Genomic DNA, 19,573 nt, shown 5'->3' on the forward strand with positions numbered 1-19,573 from the left:
CTGTCCCATGCAATATATCCGTTTGGGCAACTCCGGCCTGCAAGTCTCCCGCCTGTGCCTGGGCACCATGAACATGGGCACCCCGGACTGGAAACCGTGGATCTTCGACGAGAAACAAAGCGAACCCATCGTCGCCCACGCCCTGGCCAACGGCGTCAACTTCATCGACCTGGCCGACTTCTACTCTGCCGGCGTCGGCGAGGAAGTGGTGGGGCGCATCCTCAAGCGCGTTGCCCGCCGTGAAGACATCGTGGTCACCACCAAGGTCGGCTACGGCACCCGCAGCGGCGTCAACGCCAGCGGCCATTCGCGCAAACACATCATGGACAGCATTGACGCGTCCCTGAGCCGCCTCGGCATGGATTACGTCGACGTGTTCATGCTGCATTACTTCGACGTGAACACCCCCGTGGAAGAAACCATGGGCGCCCTCAACGACATCGTGCGTTCCGGCAAGGCCCGCTACATCGGCGTGTCCACCATGCTCACCGGGCAACTGGCGAAAATCCTCATGGCCTGCGAGCGCAATGGCTGGGTCAAGCCGATCAACATGCAGCTGCAACTGAACTGCGCCTACCGCGAAGAAGAGCGCGAGATGATCCCGTTCTGCCGCGACCAGGGCCTGGGCGTCTCGGTGTTCAGCCCGCTGGCCCGTGGCTTGCTCACCGGTGAAGTGCAGTCCACCCGCAACCAGACCGACTTTTTCACCCAGCAGATGTACAGCGACCAGGCATCGTTCGACATCGCCCACTCGGTGCAACGTGTGGCCCGTGCCCGTGGCGTGTCGAATGCGCAGATCGCCCAGGCCTGGGTCGCCAATCACCCGGGTGTGGACGTGATGCTGGTGGGCGCCGACACCACCGAACAGTTTGACAGCGCGCTCGCCGCCCTCGACACCCAACTCGACGCCGAAGAACTGCATGAGCTGGAACGCAACTACACACCGTGCGATGTGATCAACGACTACACCGCCGGCAAACGCATCCTGCGCAGCGCCCGTCCGGGCCTGGACCGCTTTAACCTGATAGAGGCCGTGGCATGAACCCGCTGATTCGCACAGGCAATTTCATCGATGGCCAATGGTCCAGTGGTGGGCCGGTTTACCCGGTGCTCAACCCGGCCAATGGCGCGCAGATCGCCGAAGTGCAACGCGCTGGAGCCGAAGAAACCAACCTGGCCATTGCCGCCGCCAACCGTGCCTTGCCGGCCTGGCGCAAACTGACCGCCAAGGAACGCAGCCAGCGCCTCAAGCGCTGGAGCGACTTGATGCTGAGCAACCAGAAGGACCTGGCCAACCTGCTCAGCCTGGAGCAGGGCAAGCCGCTGGCCGAAGCCATGGGCGAGGTGGTCTACGCCGCAAGCTTCCTCGAATGGTTTGCCGAAGAAGCCAAGCGTGCCTATGGCGACGTGATCCCGAGCCACAAGGCCGATGCGCGGATCATCGTGACCAAGGAAGCGATTGGCGTGGTCGCGGCGATCACCCCGTGGAACTTCCCGCTGGCCATGGTCACCCGCAAGGTCGGCCCGGCGCTGGCGGCGGGGTGCACGATGATCCTCAAGCCGTCGGAAGAAACTCCGTTGTCGGCCTTCGCCCTCGCGGTGCTGGCGGAGCAGGCCGGGATTCCGGCCGGTGTGTTCAACATCGTGTCCGGCGATGCCGTGGCCATTGGCGGCGCGCTGCAAGCCTCCAGCATAGTGCGCAAGCTGTCGTTCACCGGCTCCACCCGCACCGGCAAACTGCTGATGCGCCAGGCCGCCGACACCCTGAAGAAGGTCTCCCTGGAACTGGGGGGCAACGCGCCCTTTATCGTGTTCGACGATGCCGACCTGGACGCCGCCGTCAAAGGCGCCATGGCCTCCAAGTTCCGCAACACCGGCCAGACCTGCGTGTGCGTCAACCGCTTCTTTATCCAGGACGGCGTATACGATGCGTTCACCCGCAAACTCGCTGAAGCGGTATCGCAGATGCGTGTCGGCAGCGCCCTGGACGGCGAAACCGAACAAGGCCCGCTGATCAACGTGGCTGCGTTGGCCAAGGTTGAAGCCCACGTCGGCGATGCCCTGGAGAAAGGCGCCAAGCTTTTGTGCGGCGGTCGTCGACACGCCTTGGGCGGCACGTTCTTTGAGCCGACCATCCTCACCGAAGCCCACGGTGAAATGCTGATCGCCCAGGAAGAAACCTTCGGCCCGGTGGCGGCCTGCTTTCGCTTCAAGGACGAAGCTGAAGTGCTGCAACGGGCCAATGACACGCCATTCGGCTTGTCGGCCTACTTCTACAGCCGCGACATCGGGCGGGTATGGCGTATGGCCGAAGGCCTGGAAGCCGGCATGGTGGGGATCAACGAAGGGATCATCTCCACTGAAGTCGCACCGTTTGGCGGGATCAAGGAATCGGGCCTGGGCCGTGAAGGTTCCAAGTACGGCCTGGAGGATTACCTGGAGATCAAATACCTGTTGATGGGCGGTCTCTAACCCCATTCCCCCAAACACCACAAATCCCCTGTGGGAGCTGGCTTGCCTGCGATAGCGGTCTGTCAGCCTCCCATGATCAACCTGACCCACCGCTATCGCAGGCAAGCCAGCTCCCACAAAAAAGCTCACACACCACCACCCTCGGCCTGCCCGCTGTTACTCCGTCAAAAACAAAAATAGGGAGAACACCATGTCCACTCAATCGATCAAAATCGACGACCTGCCAATCGGTCGCTTCCACCTTAAAATCGCCGGCCTGACCTTCGGCGCGCACTTCACCGACGGCTACATCCTGGGCCTGATCGGCATTGCCTTCACCTTGCTCAGTCCACAGATGCAGCTGGACGCCTTCTGGCAAGGCCTGATCGGCGCCTCGGCCCTGATCGGCTTGTTCATGGGCAGCCTGTTTTTCGGCTGGATCTCCGACACCCTCGGCCGGCAGAAGATCTTCCTGGTCAGCTTCATCCTGATCACCGTTGCCTCGGTGATGCAGTTCTATGCCGAAACCGCCATGGGCCTGTTCCTCTGTCGGGTGCTGATCGGCATCGGCCTGGGCGGCGACTTCAGCGTCGGCCACGCCATGCTCGCCGAGTTCTCGCCGAAGAAACATCGCGGGGTGCTGCTGGGCTCTTTCAGCGTGGTGTGGACCGTCGGCTACGTGGCCGCCACCTTCGTCGGCACGGCCATGCTCAGCCTCGGTGATGATGCCTGGCGCTGGATGCTCGCATCGTCGGCAATTCCCGCCGGGCTGATCCTGATCGCCCGCATCGGCACCCCAGAATCGCCGCGCTGGCTGGTCAACCAGGGCCGGATTGCCGAGGCCCGGGCCATCGTCAAAAAGCACCTGGGCGAGCATGTGGTACTCGACGAAGAACCGTCGACGCAAACCCGCTCCGGCTACGGCGTGCTGTTCAGCCGCGAATACCGCAAGCGCACCGCATTCAATTGCCTGTTCTTCGTGTGCATCGTGATGCCGTACTTCGCCATCTACACCTTCCTGCCGTCGATCCTGCAGAAGATGGGCCTGGCCGAAGGTTTTGGCACGGAGTTGATGCTCAACCTGCTGCTGATCATCGGCGCGTTGATTGGCATCTGGTGCACCGTGAAATTCTCCCGGCGGGGCTTTCTGATCAACTCGTTCATCATCCTTGCGGCGGCGCTGTTCCTGCTGGCGGTATTGCCGGGCAGCATGGCGTGGCTGATGGTGCTGACGTTCGGCGTGTTCACCCTGGTGCTGTCGGCGGTGAGCAACCTGGTGGGTGTATTCCCGGCGGAGAGCTTCCCGACTGAAGTGCGGGCCAGCGGCATCGGGCTGGCCACGGCGGTCAGCCGGCTGGGCTCGGCAGTCAGTACCTTCCTGTTGCCGGTGAGCGTGGCCGGGATTGGCCTGAGCCCGACCATGGGCATCCTCGCCGCGATCCTGGTGTTGGGCGCAATCATCTCCTGGGCCTGGGCACCGGAAACCAAGGCGCTGACCTTGAGCCAGGCGTGCAAGGCCGAGCCACCGGTGTCAGGGATTGCTAACCCGGTTCAACCACTGCGTAAACAACCGAACCTTGGATAATCCCTGCTTGTCACTCGCCACATCCAGCCAATAGCCGTACGGGCCGATCACCTCAACCGGGGTGATCGGCAGCAGGCTGCCATTGGCCAACTCGCGTTCGATCATCTGCCGGTCGATCACCGCCAGCCCACCGCCGGCCAATGCGGTGTGGATCACCTGGTCCAAGGTGCTGAATTCCAGGCCCTGTTCTGCATCGATATCGTCCCGGCCCATGGCCGCCAGCCAGTTTTCCCAGACCTTCAAACGCTTGCCGTCGTGCAGGATGTGCAGCAGCGCAAAGCGCCGCAGGTCGGGCGGCTGACCGTCGCTGAACAGTTCCGGGCTGGCGACGGCGATGTGCCGTTCCATCACCAACAGTTCACTGCTGCAATGGGGGGCCGCTTCCAGGCCGAAGCGGATCTGGCAGTCGATTTCCGCCAGGCTCGCGTGACTGTTCTGGTGGGTGACGCTGAGGTTGATGTCGGGGTAGCGCTCGCAAAACCGGCGCAGGTGTGCGGACAGCCAGCGGGTGGCCCAGGTCGGCGGGGCGACGATGCGCAGGCGTTGGCGCAGGTTGGGTACGCGCACGGCTTGCAAGGCGCGTTCGATATGGTCGAAGGCGTCGCTCAGGTGCGGGGAAAGGGCGAAGCCGGCTTCGGTCAGGGACAGGCCTTGGGGCGTGCGGATGAAGAGGGCGACGCCGAGGTAGTCTTCCAGTTGTTTGATCTGGCGGCTGACGGCGCCCTGGGTGACGTTGAGGCCCACGGCCGCCTGGCTGAAGCTGCGGTGGCGGGCGACTTCTTCGAAGACCCGAAGCATGTTGAGGGAGGGCAGTTGGCGCATGAAAGGGATTCCACACTTATTGTTTTTATGGTGTTGGTACTGACGCTATCGCAGGCAAGCCAGCTCCCACATTTTGACCGCGGCGCCGATCGAAATGTGGGAGCTGGCTTGCCTGCGATGAGGCCAGTTGAAGCGCTACAGAGCTTAAGTCAGAAGTAGTACCCAATGTTCATATACAACTGATTCTCCCACTGGTTACTCCCCCCAGCCCCCAGACTCTCGGTATAGCTGCTCCCACCAATATACGGATCGTTCTTGCCGATCAACCACTCCGTGGCCACCCACAATTTGCTGACCGAAAACGAAGTACCCAGAATCACCCGCTGCGAGGTCTTGAACTGGTCCTCGGACTTGTCAAACGCACTGTAGTTGGCATACAGCTTCACGCCGCTGATCTGGTCAAACAGGTACTTGCCGCCCACGTCATAGCTCAGGTCCGCGACATACAAATTACCCCGGCTGGCCACGTTGAAGGTGCCGTCGTAACCGCCCAGCGTCACCACGCTGTCGGTGCCGGGGTTACGCGGTGACATCTGCTGCCGCGCCGCCTGCAATTGCACGCCCCACGGTCCGTTTTTGCCCAGGTAGTGGATCGCCACGGCGTTGCGCCGGCCATCGTTGTTGGTGTCTTTGTTTTCCAGGGTGGAGGTCAGGCCGGACAGCCCGACTTCCGACTTCCAGTTACCCAGGTCCATGGCCTTGGCCACCCGTACCACCACGGTGTTGCGTTCCTGGTTGTTGCTGCCGTCGCCGACGTAGCTGTCGGCCTCGGAGATCACGCTGGAATAGGTCACACCCTTGCTGGTGCCTTTGCCTTGCCACGCCGGGCGCAGGTAGTAACCGGCCTGGATGTTCCAGTCGCCGCTTTGCTGGATGTACTTGGCGCCGACCTGCTGCACATCTTCCAGGCCAATGACGTTGCCCAGGGTTTCGTAGAAGGTGCTGCCGAAGTACGGTTGCAAGCCAAACGGCACGGTGTTCAGACCCACCTGCACCTGCTGGTCGGGGTTGAACTTGTAGCCCACCCAGGCGAACTTGGCGAACTGGATATCGCCGTAGTTCTTGGTGTACTGGTACGGGTACGAGCGCCCGTAGAACCGGTACTGCGCCTCGCCGATCCAGGTGTCGGAGTTGTACTTGGCGCTGAGGAACGCGGTGTCGAGGCCGAACTTCTGGATGCCGCGATCCGGGTCGTAGTCCCAACGGGCGCGCACGGCGCCACCGAGGTCCAGGTTGTCGGTGACTTGAATGGCCATGGCCGGTGCCGCAAGGGCGCCGAGCACAGGGACCAGAGCGATGTATCGAAGGGTTGGTCGCATGGTTTTGCTCTCGTTATTGGTTATTTTTTGGCAACAGCAGCCCCTTGCCGCAACGAACGCTGCGACGCGGGGTAAAGGGTTGACTCACTGGGCCTGGGGGCGAATCAGCCGCAGCGGCGGGCCGGCGGCAGGCAGCTCCGAGGCGCCGGGGGCGGCGGCCAGCAAGGTCTGGGTGTAGGTGTTCTGCGGCCGCAGCAGCACTTGCTCGGCAGTGCCGTACTCGACCACTTCGCCCTGGCGCATCACCGCGATGTAGTCGCTGATCTGCGCCGCCACCCGCAGGTCGTGGGTGATGAACAGGATGCTCAGGTTCAGCCGCTGCTGCAGTTCGGCCAACAGCTCCAGTACCTGCTTTTGCACCGACACATCGAGGGCCGACACGCTCTCATCGGCGATCAACACTTCCGGGCGCATCGCCAGGGCGCGGGCGATGCCGATGCGCTGGCGCTGGCCACCGGAGAACTGCCGGGGCTTGCGCTTGAGGGCGTCACGCTTGAGGCCTACCTGTTCCAGCAGGTCACCGGCTTCAGCCCATGCATCCTTGGCCGACAGCCCGCGCAACTGCGCGGCGCGGGCGATGATGTCGCCCACCCGGTGCCGAGGATTGAGGGAGCCGTACGGGTCCTGGAAAATCATCTGGATGCGCCGCCGGTTCGCCGCCAGTGCAGAGCCGCGCAGGGCCAGGAAGTCGGTGTCGCCGACCCACACGTGGCCGCTGTCGCTGTCCACCAGGCGGATCGCGGCTTTCACCAGGGTGCTTTTGCCCGAGCCCGACTCGCCAACAATCGCCAGGGTCTTGCCCCGTGGCAGTTGCAGCGAGACATTGCGCAGCGCCGCCACCGAGCTGCCGCCGACGGTGTAGGTCTTGGTCAGGTGCTCGATGCGCAAGGCAAGCTCGCCGTCGGCACTCGGCTTGTGCAACTCCGGGTGCAGCGCCGGCACGGCGGCAATCAGCTTGCGGGTGTAGGCGTGGGCCGGGGCATTCAGCACCTGGTCGCGCTCGCCGATTTCCACCAGCCGCCCGCCTTCCATCACCGCGATACGGTCGGCGATCTGCGCGACCACGCCGAAGTCATGGGTGATAAACAGAATGCCGTGCTGCCCGCGACCGCGCAGCTCACGCACCAGTTTCAGCACCTGGGCCTGAGTGGTCACGTCCAGGGCGGTGGTGGGTTCGTCGGCGATCAGCAAATCCGGGTTCATCGCCAGCGCCATGGCAATCACCACCCGCTGGCATTGGCCACCGGATAGCTGGTGGGGAAAGCTGTTGGCGATGCGCGGCGGGTCCGGCAGCTGGGTCGATTCCAGCAACGCCAACATGCGCTCGCGGCGTTCGGCTGCCGGCATCTGCGGCGCGTGAATATCGAAGATTTCCTCAACTTGCTTGCCGATGCGGATCGCCGGGTTCAGCGCGGCCATGGGCTCCTGGAAAATCATCGCGATGCGGTTGCCCCGCAGCTGGCGCAACCGTTCCTCATCGAGGGTGCAAATATCATCGCCAAGAAAGTCGATCACGCCTTCGGTATGCCGCAAACCCTTGGCGTAATCGCCCATGATCGCCGCCGACAGCACCGATTTACCGGAGCCGGACTCACCGATCACGCAGAGGATTTCGCCCTTGCGCACCTCCAGGCTGATGCCTTGCACCGCATGGCTGCGGTCGGCGCCGGCGGGCAGTTCGATGGACAGGTTCTCTACCCGCAGCACTTGTGTGTGGTTCATGCTCAAGTCCTTGCGCCTTTCTGGGCGTGTTCATCCAGGCCGTCCGCCAACAGGCTCAGGCCCAGCATCAGGGTGGAGATGGCGATGCACGGGAAGATCACCAGGTGCGGGAAGGCGATGGCCATGGCGCGGCCGTCGTTGATCATGCCGCCCCAGTCGGGTGTGGGTGGCGGCAGGCCGAGGCCGAGGAAACCCAGGGCGCCGATCATGATCGCGGTGTAGCCGATGCGCAGGCAGAAATCGACAATCAGCGGCCCGCCGCAGTTGGGCAGGATTTCCACCAGCATGATCCGCAGCGAACCTTCGCCCTGGGTGATGGCGCTGAGCACGTAGTCCCGGGAGCGGATGTCGATGGTCAGGGCGCGCATGATCCGGAAGATCGCCGGCGCGCTGGTGAACGTCACCGCAATCAGGATATTCAGCGCCGAAGCGCCGAGGGCGATGATGATCACGATGTACAACACCAGCACCGGGAACGACAGCACGGTGTCCGCCACATACGACAGCACGCTGTCGACCCAACCGTTGAAGTAACCGGCGCACAGGCCCATGGCGATGCCCACGGCAAAGGCGGTGAGGGTGGCGAGGATCGACCAGAACAACACGGTGCGGGTGCCCCAGATCAGCCGCGAGAGAATGTCACGGCCGATCATGTCGGTGCCCAGCAGAAAGCTCTGGCCGTTGTCACCGGTGGTCATCGGGGTCAGCAGCGGGGTGAAGCTTTCCAGCGGGTCATGGGGTGCGATCCACGGCGCGAACAGCGCGATCAACACCCAGCCACCCACCAGCAGCAAACCCAGCAGCGCCAAAGGATGTTTGAAGGAATGCAGCAGGTTCATTGGGCACCTCCGCCGAGACTGCGCAGGGTGATGCGCGGGTTGAGCCAGGTGTAGGCCAGGTCCGAGAAGATCTTGGTGATGCCCACCACCACGGCACTGACCATCGCGCAGGCTTCGATCAGGTACACGTCATGGTTCAGCGAGGCGGTGTACAGCAGCGAGCCGAAGCCCTTGTAGGCGAAGAACACCTCCACCACGATCACGTTTGACAGCAGCCACGGGATGTACAGCATGATCACCGTGACCGGCGCGATCAGCACATTGCGCAGGGCGTGACGCAGCACGATGCGTGAGGTGGACGCACCCTTGAGCCGCGCGGTACGGATGTATGGCGCCTGCATCACTTCCACCATCGAGGCCCGGGTGATCCGCGCCAGGTAGCCGATGCCGAACAGGCACAGCACCATCAACGGCAGCACCAGCTGCACGGCGCTGAAGCCGTCACTCATGCTGCTCACACCGGGCAGCCAGTTGAGCCAGAACACGAAGATCGCCGACACGAACACTGCGCTGGCGAAGTCGGGAATCGAGGTGGTGACGATCGACAGGAACGACACCAGGCGGTCCAGCGCCGAGCCCTGGCGAATCCCGGCGAGCACGCCCAGGGTCAACGCCACCGGCACCATCACCAGCAGCGCCAGGCCGGCCAGGGTCAGGGTTTGCGCGAGGTTGGGCAGCAGCAGCTTGATCACCGATTCGCGAAAGTACACCGAGGTGCCCCAGTCGCCGCTGACAAAATCCCTGAGCCACACCAGATAGCGCCACACAAAGGGTTGGTTGTAGCCGTGTTCCACCAGCCACGCCGCACGCTGGTCGGCGGCGGAGTAGGGGCCGAGGACGTTGATCGCCACGTCTTCGATATTCAGTTCCAGGGCCAGGAACACGATCAATGACACCGACAGCAGGGTTGCCACCAGCGCCAATAACTTGCGCATCAGAAAATGAGCCATGGGTGCATGCTCCGACTGTTCAAGGGATGCCTGCCCGCGTGCGGGCAGGGAGGAGGGCGCGGCTAAATCAAGCGCTCATCCACACGCTGTCCATTGGGTAGAAGTCGGAAGGGTGCACCTGGAAGCCCTGGACCTTTTTGCTCACGGCGGTGAACTTGTCGCCCCAGAACGGCTGCACGATCACGCAGGCGTCCTGCAGGATGCGCTCGACGTCTTCCATCGCCACTGCGCGCTGTTTCGGGTCGATGATGCCCATGGCCTTGTCCAGCGCGGCATCGAACGCCGGGTCGCTGTAATGGCTTTCGTTCCAGGCGCCGCCGCCACGGTAGGCCAGCTCCAGGGACATCACGCCGAGCGGGCGATGGGCCCAGTAGGTGAGGCTGAAGGCGGCCTTGTCCCAGATCGGCCAGTACTGCGCGGCGGGGATCACTTTGAGGTTGATGCGGATCCCGGCCTCCAGGCAGTTCTGTTGCAGGATCTGCGCGCAGTCCTGCTCGTAGCGGCCCTGGGTGTTGCCTACGATCAGGTCGATATCGATGCCGTTCGGGAAACCGGCCTCGGCCAACAGCTTCTTCGCCGCCGCCACATCGCGGTTGCGCTTGGGCAGCGGGAAATATTCGGGGTGGGAGGGCGCCACATGGTGGTCTTCACCGAGGGTACCCATGCCGCGATAGGCGATCTTCAGCATCTGCGCGTTGTCGGCGCACAACACCACGGCCTTGCGAATGCGCAGATCGGTGAACGGCTTCTGGTCGCAGGCCATGCGCATCACCACGGTTTGCGCGGATTTGCAGGTGAGCAGTTGCGCGCCGGGCAGACGCTTGGCCAGGTCCAGCTCGGCCACGGTCACGCGGTACAGCACGTCCACTTGCCCGGCTTGCAGGGCGGCGAGGTGGGTGGATACGTCGGTGCCCATGTCGACATAACGCAGCTCGTCGAGATTCGCCGGCTTGCCCCAGTAATCGGCGCGCTTGGCGAAGGTCGCCTGCTTGTTCACGGCGAACGACGTCAGCTTGAACGGCCCGGTGCCCAGCGGGTTTTTCGCCCAGTCATCGCCGGCCTTGAAGCTGCGGTGCACGATGGCGCAGGTGAAGGCGTTGAGCATTTCCGGGATCGCCAGGATCGGCCGCTTGAGCACCAGGCGGAACTGGAACTCACTGACTTTCTCGAAGGCCTTGATGTCCTGGAACGCGGTGCGGTTCACCGACTTGGAGTCGGCGGCGATCCAGCGTTCGATGTTGTGCTGCACGTCATCCACGTTGAAGGTGTCGCCGTTGCTCCACTTCACGTTCTGGCGCAGGTTGAAGGTCCAGGTGGTGAGGTCTTCCGACGGGCTCCAGCTTTCGGCGAGGTACGGGTGGGTGATGTTGTCGGCGTCGACCCAGGTCAGGTATTCCACCGAGTTGCGCAACAGGTTCGAGGCTTCGATCCAGGTGATCAGCATCGGGTCCTGGATTTCCTGGATCGCACAGGCAAACCGCAGGCTGCCGCCCTGGCGCGGCTCGGCGGCCTGGGCGTTGTTACCCAGCAGTGCGGAGCCGAGAAAGGTGCTGGCGCTGGCGACGGTAATGCCCAGCAGCGCGGCCGTGCGCAGGAACTGGCGGCGGTTGATTTCACCGCTTTGCACCTGGGCACACAGATCATTTACGGCGGGATGCGGCGCGGCGCCGTCCAGGGTAGTCAAGTCTTTCATAAGCCTCTCCGGTACTTGCGAATGTGCGTTTTTTTGTTGAACCGCAAGGGTCAGTGGCAAGCGCCGCGAAGGCGCAGCCGGGACCTCTGTGAAGCCGGCAGAAGAACAAGGCGCAACGAAGTCGGGAGGGTGGCAATGGGATAGGACATAGGGCAGCTCTCATGTTGTTTTTATTAGAGATGCCCGCAGTTTTGTCATTTGCGCAAAGATCGACAAACGACAAATTCTGCGTTGGAACGTTCTATAAACGCATGTTACTCACCGATCCCAAGCCCACCCATCGATCTAAAGCCATTCATGCGCATGGCCCAAACTTACTCATGCGTAGCAGCTGTCGAGCCTTGGCGAGGCTGCGTTTGCGGTTTGCCTGATACACCGCTACGCAGCCTCGCCAAGGCTCGACAGCTGCTACGGGGGTGTTTGTATCCTGGGGGTCAGCGCAACAAGCGCGGGTCGAACGGGTAATCGGAGAGCAGCTCGATGCCGTGTTCGTGGATGTAGATCTGCTCCTCAAGCTTGACCCCTTCGCCGCCGTCATCGTGGCCGATGTAGCTTTCCACGCAGATGGTCATGCCGGCTTCGAACACGCCGTCGTAGCCCAGGGCATCGATGTCTTCGCGGTGCACCACGTAGGGGTATTCACCGGTCATGCCCACCCCGTGCACCAGGGCGAAGTAACGGTTGTTTTTGTAATGCTCGGGAATCTTCCAGGCCAGTTCCGCGTACTCCTTGAAACTGCGCCCGGCCTTGAGCATTTCCATGTTGGTTTGCACTTGCTCGTAGGCCAGCTTGTACAGCTCCTGCTGCTTGGCGGTGGCGGCCTGTTCGCCGCAGAGAAAGGTGCGCGAGAAGTCGGCGTAGTAGCCGAAACGCCCGACCACGTCGGTGTCCAGCGCCACCAGGTCGCCGGCTTCGATGGGCCGGGTGCTGCATTCCTGGAACCACGGGTTGGTGCGCGGGCCGGAGGACAGCAGGCGGGTCTCGACGTAATCGCCGTCGGTGGCAATCACATGCTGGTGCAGGTGCGACCACAGTTCGTTTTCGCTGATGCCGGGGGTGAGTTTGCTTTCCATCAGCCGCACCCCGGCTTCGGTGGCGCGCAGGCTGGCGCGGATCATCTTCAGCTCGTTCGGCACCTTGATGCAGCGCGCACGTTCCAGCGGTTCCTGGGCATCAAAAATCTGATAGCCGAGCTTTTGCAGTTCGAAGGCCGCGGCCGAGGTCGCGCTTTCAATGGCGATGCGTTTGCCGCCGCCACATTTGCGCACCAGCTCATCGATTTCGGCAGCCCAGTCGGCGGTGACGTTGCCCAGGAAACTTTCGCAGAAGTAATAGGAGATGGCTTTGGCCGGGCGTACTTCGTCGACGGTGTTGAGGGTTTCGGCCAGGTGCAGGCAGCCGCCGAATTCGAACACCACCACCGGGCCTTCAGCCGGGATAAACGCATAGCGGGCCGGGTTGCGCGCCGAGTACACCTGCATGTTGCGCGAGCCGGTGGCGTAGCGCATGTGGGTGGGATCGAACAGCACGCAGGCGGCGTAGTCGCGTTTTTTCAGTTCGTTGCGTACCCGTTGCAGGCGGTCCAGTTGGATCTGCTGGATCTCGTCATAGGTAGGTTCGCAATCGGCGGGGTTGCGGTTGGGGCCGGACAGACTCATGGGGTGTTCCTCGCAGGGCAAATACGGTTTTTTAGTTTTTTGAGGGGGTGAATCAGTCGAGCAACTGGTCGCTGCGCACCAGGTTGCGTTCGGCTTGCAGATGGGCTTCGGACAGGCGTCCGTAAAGCTGCTTGGTGCGTTGGGCGCGGCCAATGATTCCGGGCTTTTCGGAGTAGGCGAAGATCGCCGTGTTGCGCTCGGTGGCGCCTTCCACGCGGGTGACGCGGTGCACCGAGAAACGGCCCTTGAATATCTGCAAATCGCCCGGGTTGAGCTCCAGTTCCTGCACCCGCGAACGGTCTTCGCCGCGCACCACCTTGCCCACTGCGCCGAGGTTCTCCTGGGTGCGGGAGCGAATCATCGGCGCGTACTCGAACAGGCCGCCGGCCTCGGGCTTCTGGGTCATCATGCTGACGATGAATTCGTTGGTATCGAAGTGCCAGGGCTGCTCGGTGCCGTCGGGCATCACGTTGATCACCAGCCCCGCGAACGGGTCGGCGTACTCGAAGATTTCCGGCTCATTGAGGCAGGCGCCGATAAAGCGTTTCATCATCGGCGACACGTATAGCCGGTGAATGATTGCGTCCGGGGCGATCATGTCGCGGGTCACAAACCCGCTGGTGCGCTCCATGAACGTGCGGCGCGGGTCATCCTGGGGCAGGGTGGTGTCGTCTTCGGTGAAGTAGGCATTGACCTTGCGCACCGAATAAAACGTCTTGCCCGACAGCGCCAGGCCTTCCAGGCGCGCCTGCTCAAGCGCTGCGGGGCGCAGGAAGTTCTTCAGCAGGCAGCAACCGTCTTCGGCCAGTTCCGCCCGGGCGTGTTCGATCAGGGCCTGTAATTGAACATGGCCCGAATCATGTATGGGATACAGCTCGGTATTAATAATGTCGCTGATATCGCCCACTTCAGCGTCAGCAAGTTGAAGGCTCATGCAAGACTCCCGGAACTATCAGTTGGTGTTTTCTGGCTGGACCGATAGTTGCTGAACGAGGTGCAAAGTGGAAATTACAAGTTGTGATCGAATCCATCGGGGAGGGCGATAGTTATGTCGGGCGAACTGGATGGCACCCTGCTTAAAGTGTTTGTGGCAATTATCGAGTGCCAGGGTTTCTCGGCCGCCGCCGAGCGCCTGCACAAGACCCAATCCACCGTCAGCCAGAGCCTGCAACGCCTGGAAGACATCGTCGGCACGCCGCTGATCCGCCGCACCAGCCGCTCGGTGGGCCTGACCCCCAGTGGCGAAACCTTTTTGATCTACGCCCGGCAGATCCTCAAGCTGCACAGCGAGGCCATCAGTGCCGCGCAATTGCCCAATGAACAAGTGTGTATTCACCTGGGCATGCCCGAGGACTACGCCGAATATTGCCTGGGCGGGATGCTCAAGGACTTCCAGGCGCAATTCGCCCAGGTACGGCCGGACGTGTGCTGCGAGATGTCCACGGCCCTGGTGGGGCGTTTGCAACGGGGTGAACTGGACCTGGTGCTGGGGGTGGAACACGCCGGTTTGCAGGCCGGGGAATACCTGTGCGACGAGCCGCTGGTGTGGGTGGCGGCGCCCAGTTGGAGCTGCGTGGGGCGTCAGTCAGTGCCCTTGGCGGTGTACGCCGAGGGCTGTGCATTTCGTGCGAATGCGGTGCAGGCACTGGCCCAGTCCGGACGCTCGTGGCAAGTGGTCTACACCAGCCAGAGCCCGCGTGGCATTGCGATCGCGATTGAGCAGGGGCTGTCGGTGGGCGTGATGGCACGGCGCCTGGTGCCGTCCGATTGGCAGATCCTGGACGAGCGCCAGGGCTTCCCGCCGATCGCCCCGGCGCGCCTGATGTTCTGGCGCTCAGCCGGTTGCCAGGTGCCGGAGGTGGATGCGCTGGTGGAGATTCTGCGCCGGCAATTGGGCCACTCAGGGCATCTGGGCAGCCAGCGCCTCGGCAGTTTGTCGATGGGCCATGCGCTTCAGCAATAACAGGCTGGCCAGCACCCAGGCCACGATCCAGCCGTGGACCACGGCAAACTCGCCGGTCACTTGCAGCAACCAGCCGCACAAGGCATTGCCGGTGGCACTGGCCAGGCCGTAGCTGACCATGCTCAGGCTCACCACTTGCAGGCTCTGCACCGGGCTGAGCCGGGCGCCGACGTAAGCGGCCATCAAGCCCCAGCACGGGAAATAAAACAGCGCGAACAGCCCGGCCGCCAGCCAGCTCAGGAGCAGGCTGGGGTGCCCGAGCACGCCGAGCATGCTGAGACCAAACGCGCCGATACTCAGGGCCATCACCCGCAACGCGCCCCAACGGTCTGCCAGCGTGCCCAGCAGCAAGCCGCCGATGACCCCGCCGACGCCGATCAGCGTCCACATCGACCCGGTGACCGAGGCGCTGGCCTGCAACTGCTCGCTGACAAACGCCGACAGGAAATTCAGAAAGGGCCCGCTGATGGCGCCGATAAACGCGCTGAGCAAAACGATCTGCATCGCCACCGGTTGCGCCACACACAGCTTCAGCCATTGGCGCAGCACCTGATTCAGCGCGGGCGCCTTGGCCTCACGCGGTGCGGGTTCCTTGATCGGGGCCAGTGCCCATAGGGTCAGCAGCGTGACCAGCAGCGTCAACCCGGCGCAGATCAGCCAGAACTGACGCAAGGACAAACCCTGCAACAGCGCGATCAACAGCCCGTTCAAGCACAGCGCAAACGCGGACCCCGATGAAGCTAATCCCAACACCCGGCTGCGGTGCGTGGCCGGAATCACGTCCTGGGCCAGGGCCGAAATCGCATTCCAGTTCGACACCGCACAGGCCGACACCAGCGCCAGGCACAGGGCAAACGGCAGCACCCACGGCGTGGCCACGGCCAAGGCCAGCAGGGCGGGGCTGAGGACGATGGTCAGGCGCACCATATTGCGCGGGCTGATCCACGCCGCCGCCAGGCCGCTGGCAATCGAGGCGCCCATGTAGAACAGCTGCAACAGCGCGGCAATCAACGCGGCCTGGCTGTAACTGAGGTCAAACCCCAGGCGGATCTGCGGCAGCAACGCCGAATACAGGAACACACTGAAACCGTGGGTAGTGGCGTTGCACGCGGTAAATACCAGTGCGAGCAAGGCAATACTTCGCCGAGATGAAGCGGGGGCTTTCGACATGGCGATGACTCGATAAGTTAATCGCGAAAGAGCGGGGCGAAGTAATAAGAAATACATCGGCAGACTAGCGTTTATAGTCCGGCGGCGACCAATGCTTATTTGTCTTAGTGTGCATGCGTTATACGCAGGCTATTTATGCGTGAGCGACGGTCTGCGTCGATAAACGACACTTTCGGTGCCTGGAGGGATTGTTTCCCCGTCAACGCAGCGCGCTACCGCTGACCCAATACAAAAAGGTATGTTGTGCAGGTTATTTCCCATGTGCCCCCGAGTGTCGTCCATGAATCGCAAAATGCCCGGTCTCAACGCCCTTAAAGCTTTCGAAGTCGCCGGCAGTACCGGCAGTTTTACCCGGGCTGCCGAGCTGTTGAACGTGACGCAGAGTGCGGTCAGCCGCCAGGTGCGCCAGCTGGAAGAACAGTTGGGCGAGGCGCTGTTGGAGCGTCGTCACCACCATCTGGAATTGACCAGTGCCGGGCGGGTGTTGCTGCGGGCGTTGCATCAGTCGTTCGACAAGATCGAGCTGACGGTGCGCAGTATCCAGCAGAAGTCCCATGCCAATCGGTTGCACATCAACGCGCCGCCGACCTTTACCAGTCGCTGGTTGATGCCACGGTTGGGGCGCTTGCGCGAGCAGCATCCGGAGTTGGAGTTGAGCATCACCACGCGCTTGCAGGACAGCCTGGCGGAGACCAGCACGCTGGATTGTGCGATTCGGTTTGGCGATGGGGAATGGGATGGGTTGGACAGTTCGTTGTTGATTCAGGAGCGGCATATTGCGGTGTGTGCGCCGTCGTTGTATGCCCGGGAGTGGAGTGACGGGATTGATCTGAATCGCATGACGTTGCTGCATGTGTTGGCGCGGGAGGATCAGCGGTATCTGACGTGGAAGCACTGGCTGGATGCGGCGCGGATCAGTGGGGTTGATATCGAGGGTGGGTATGAGTTTGACCTGCTGGACCTGGCGATTCGGGCGGCGATTGATGGGTTGGGGATTACCATTGCGGATTGGCACATGGTGGCTTCGGAGTTGGCCAGTGGGCAGTTGACGCAGGTGTTGAATGTGCATGTGGAGGGGCATCAGTCTTATTGGTTGGTGACGCGGCCGGAGCAGACTGACTCGCCGCAGTTGCAGGTGTTTGCGCGGTGGTTGCAGGAGGAGATTTGGTTGGCTCAGCGGCAGTTGGAGCCTTCTTTGGCTGCGGGGTGAATCAGTGTGCATATCCGTTATTTAGGTAACGGCCGCTTATGGTTCCGCTCTTACAGCGGGTCACTTTTGGCAAACGCCCGGAATGCCGGCCCAGCCAAAAGTAACCAAAAGGTCTTTGCCCCACCACTCGGTGCCTCGCTTAGGCTCGGCATGCCCGCACTCCGGCCATCGTGGTTGACGGGGCCCGCAGATCAAGATCAAAAGCAGATCAAGAGCACGACGGCCTGAAAGCCGACCTGAGTGTGGTGAAGCAAAGGCAAAAGCTGCTTTTCTGTAGGAGCTGGCTTGCCGGCGATGCAGGCGACTCGGTGCATCAGGTACACCCAGTTGATGCCATCGCCGGCAAGCCAGCTCCTACAGGGATCGTGCCCGCTTTAGATTTTGATTTTGCTTCACCACACTCAAGCCGGCCTGTAGGCCGCTGTGCTGTTGATCTGCTTTTGATCTTGATCTTAGGCGCCCCGTTAAACCACGCTGGCCGAACGCAGGTATTACGGAGCGGGTAAACCGGCAGGACGCCGGTTTAGCCGCGACGGGGCAGGGACGCCCCGTCGCGGCGGCCCGCGGAGTAATGCCGGAGTGCGGGCACACCGAGCCTAAGCGAGGTGCCGAGTGGTGGGGCAAGAGCGTTTTGCTTACTTTTGCGCTTTTCAAAAGTGAGCCGCTGTAAGAGCGGAACCAATAGTAGCCATCACCCAAATAACGGATATTCACTCAATCAATCAATCAATCAATCAATCAACCCAGCCCCAACCGCTCATGCCACTCGGCAATCGACTCCTCAGGATACTCATCAAACTGCAAATCCCCCGCCCGAACACTCACCTCAACCCAGGGCGCCTTCGACCCCAGCATCAAATGCGTATGCTCCGGCGCCACCGGCAATGGCGTATCAATCGCCGAAGCAAACGGATGAATCAACGCCGGCCACTGCGGACTGAACAACCACAACCCCGACCCACACTGCGAACAAAAATGCCGCTCAGCCGTACTCGCATGCGCCCGGCTATCAGCAGGCCCCTTCATCCGCGCATGATAAATCGAAATCAACTTGCGCCCCCGCACCTTCAGGCTTTCAGCGTCGCCCCCAAGGTTGATCGCATACCCGCCACCCCCCTGAGTCTTGCGGCAAATCGAGCAATAACACCGCTGATAGGGATACGGATGCGCACTCTCAAGACTGAACGTAACCGCGCCGCAATGGCAGGAACCTTCAAGCTGCATGACCAGATCTCCTTCGCAAAAGATGAACCTTAGCTTAGGCGCCCGGCAGCCGAGGCGGTTCCATCTCCGGCATCAAGGTCGCGATCAACGCACGAATGGTCCCCGGCAACGCCTCCAACTCCCGCACCAGGATACTGCGCTCGCGCACCGCCCAGACCTCATCCAGCCTGACCGTCACCAACTGCATGGTCCGGCTGTGCCGCACCGCCGCCGACTCGGGAATGATCCCGATCCCGACGCCAGCCTCGACCATCCGGCAGATCGCCTCGAAGCTCGACATCTGGATGCGCAACGACAAATGCTTGCCCAACCGCTCCACGTGCTCGCGCAGGAAACTCAGCAATGTGCTGCCGTCATGCAGGCCGATATGTTGATAGGCCAGGGTTTGCTCCAGGGTCACCGAAGGCAGGCCTGCCAGGGGATGCCCCACCGGCACCGTCAGCACCAGGTGGTCGGTGCTGAAGTGCAGCACCTGCAAACCCGAGGCTTCCACCGGGCCGGCGATGATGCCCATGTCACTGGTGCCGTCCAGCACACCCCGCACGATGTCACGGGACAACCGCTCCTGCAGGTCCACGGTCACGCCAGGCCGCTGGGACAGGAAGCCGGCCAGCACTTCGGGGAGAAACTCGGTCACCGCCGTGGTGTTGGCAAAGATGCGGATGTGCCCGGCCGAATCGATGCCGTATTGGGTGAACTCGCTTTTCAGGTAATCCACCTGGCGCATGATCAGCCGCGCGTGGTGCAACAGCCGTTCGCCCGCCGGGGTGATTTCCACGCCACGGCTGTCGCGGTACAGCAGGCGGGTGTCGAGTTGGCCTTCCAGGGCCTTTATCCGCGCGCTGGCGGCGGCCGGCGAGAGGAACGCGCGCTTGGCGCCCTGGGTCAGGCTGGGGGATTCGGCGATATGGATAAACAGGCGTAAGTCCGCCAGATCAAAGTGCATGGAAGGCTCCGGGGCAGCGAC

Annotated in this window: 16 protein-coding genes; 5 read left to right on the forward strand and 11 right to left on the reverse strand. The window is 62.3% G+C overall.

What is annotated here, in order from left to right:
- Positions 1-7: 7 nt before the first annotated feature.
- The 3 genes from V3W39_RS26830 to V3W39_RS26840 all read left to right on the forward strand — a co-directional run bounded on the left by V3W39_RS26830 (position 8) and on the right by V3W39_RS26840 (position 4,036).
- The gene (locus tag V3W39_RS26830; RefSeq protein WP_177047806.1) at positions 8-1,042 is read left to right on the forward strand and encodes an aldo/keto reductase; all 1,035 of its coding nucleotides are present in this window, start codon (positions 8-10) and stop codon (positions 1,040-1,042) included.
- Entirely contained in the window at positions 1,039-2,472 is a 1,434-nt protein-coding gene (locus V3W39_RS26835; protein WP_330213683.1) for an NAD-dependent succinate-semialdehyde dehydrogenase, read from the forward strand. The genes V3W39_RS26830 and V3W39_RS26835 overlap by 4 nt, the downstream gene beginning before the upstream one ends.
- 190 nt (positions 2,473-2,662) lie before the next feature.
- Entirely contained in the window at positions 2,663-4,036 is a 1,374-nt protein-coding gene (locus tag V3W39_RS26840; protein WP_330213684.1) for an MFS transporter, read from the forward strand.
- Here the strand turns inward: V3W39_RS26840 and V3W39_RS26845 are convergent.
- The 8 genes from V3W39_RS26845 to V3W39_RS26880 all read right to left on the reverse strand — a co-directional run bounded on the left by V3W39_RS26845 (position 3,983) and on the right by V3W39_RS26880 (position 13,973).
- The gene (locus V3W39_RS26845) at positions 3,983-4,858 is read right to left on the reverse strand and encodes a LysR substrate-binding domain-containing protein (protein ID WP_259198405.1); all 876 of its coding nucleotides are present in this window, start codon (positions 4,856-4,858) and stop codon (positions 3,983-3,985) included. The two genes, V3W39_RS26840 and V3W39_RS26845, sit on opposite strands and share 54 nt — an antisense overlap.
- A gap of 149 nt (positions 4,859-5,007) precedes the next feature.
- Complete coding sequence (locus tag V3W39_RS26850; RefSeq protein WP_029615849.1) at positions 5,008-6,177, reverse strand: hypothetical protein; 1,170 nt, start codon at positions 6,175-6,177, stop codon at positions 5,008-5,010.
- Between the two features lie 84 nt (positions 6,178-6,261).
- The gene (locus tag V3W39_RS26855) at positions 6,262-7,899 is read right to left on the reverse strand and encodes an ABC transporter ATP-binding protein (protein ID WP_330213685.1); all 1,638 of its coding nucleotides are present in this window, start codon (positions 7,897-7,899) and stop codon (positions 6,262-6,264) included.
- 2 nt (positions 7,900-7,901) lie between these two features.
- The gene (locus V3W39_RS26860; protein WP_330213686.1) at positions 7,902-8,738 is read right to left on the reverse strand and encodes an ABC transporter permease; all 837 of its coding nucleotides are present in this window, start codon (positions 8,736-8,738) and stop codon (positions 7,902-7,904) included.
- Positions 8,735-9,688: an ABC transporter permease gene (locus tag V3W39_RS26865; RefSeq protein ID WP_330213687.1), complete on the reverse strand. Its 954-nt coding sequence runs from the start codon at positions 9,686-9,688 to the stop codon at positions 8,735-8,737. The genes V3W39_RS26860 and V3W39_RS26865 overlap by 4 nt, the downstream gene beginning before the upstream one ends.
- A gap of 67 nt (positions 9,689-9,755) precedes the next feature.
- Positions 9,756-11,381: an ABC transporter substrate-binding protein gene (locus V3W39_RS26870; RefSeq protein ID WP_177047820.1), complete on the reverse strand. Its 1,626-nt coding sequence runs from the start codon at positions 11,379-11,381 to the stop codon at positions 9,756-9,758.
- A gap of 434 nt (positions 11,382-11,815) precedes the next feature.
- The gene (locus V3W39_RS26875) at positions 11,816-13,039 is read right to left on the reverse strand and encodes a M24 family metallopeptidase (RefSeq protein WP_177070687.1); all 1,224 of its coding nucleotides are present in this window, start codon (positions 13,037-13,039) and stop codon (positions 11,816-11,818) included.
- A 52-nt stretch (positions 13,040-13,091) separates the two neighbouring features.
- On the reverse strand, positions 13,092-13,973 hold the full coding sequence (locus V3W39_RS26880) for a HalD/BesD family halogenase (protein ID WP_177047825.1): 882 nt from the start codon (positions 13,971-13,973) through the stop codon (positions 13,092-13,094).
- 114 nt (positions 13,974-14,087) lie between these two features.
- Between V3W39_RS26880 and V3W39_RS26885 the strand changes: the two genes are divergently transcribed.
- Positions 14,088-15,002 carry a LysR family transcriptional regulator gene (locus tag V3W39_RS26885; RefSeq protein WP_330213688.1) on the forward strand — a complete coding sequence of 305 codons (915 nt, stop codon included), beginning with the start codon at positions 14,088-14,090 and terminating at the stop codon, positions 15,000-15,002.
- On the opposite strand, the gene V3W39_RS26890 is transcribed toward V3W39_RS26885, so the two are convergent.
- Positions 14,940-16,172: an MFS transporter gene (locus V3W39_RS26890; protein WP_294739317.1), complete on the reverse strand. Its 1,233-nt coding sequence runs from the start codon at positions 16,170-16,172 to the stop codon at positions 14,940-14,942. The two genes, V3W39_RS26885 and V3W39_RS26890, sit on opposite strands and share 63 nt — an antisense overlap.
- Positions 16,173-16,452: 280 nt before the next feature.
- Between V3W39_RS26890 and V3W39_RS26895 the strand changes: the two genes are divergently transcribed.
- On the forward strand, positions 16,453-17,382 hold the full coding sequence (locus V3W39_RS26895; protein ID WP_330213689.1) for a LysR substrate-binding domain-containing protein: 930 nt from the start codon (positions 16,453-16,455) through the stop codon (positions 17,380-17,382).
- Positions 17,383-18,120: 738 nt separating this feature from the next.
- On the opposite strand, the gene V3W39_RS26900 is transcribed toward V3W39_RS26895, so the two are convergent.
- A complete protein-coding gene (locus V3W39_RS26900; RefSeq protein ID WP_330213690.1) occupies positions 18,121-18,606 on the reverse strand; it encodes a GFA family protein in 486 nt (161 codons plus the stop codon).
- Positions 18,607-18,640: 34 nt separating this feature from the next.
- Positions 18,641-19,552: a LysR family transcriptional regulator gene (locus V3W39_RS26905; protein ID WP_177046744.1), complete on the reverse strand. Its 912-nt coding sequence runs from the start codon at positions 19,550-19,552 to the stop codon at positions 18,641-18,643.
- Between the last annotated feature and the right edge of the window lie 21 nt (positions 19,553-19,573).

Origin of the sequence: Pseudomonas sp. Z18(2022), assembly GCF_036346535.1 — a bacterium.
GTDB lineage: Bacteria > Pseudomonadota > Gammaproteobacteria > Pseudomonadales > Pseudomonadaceae > Aquipseudomonas > Aquipseudomonas yamanorum_A.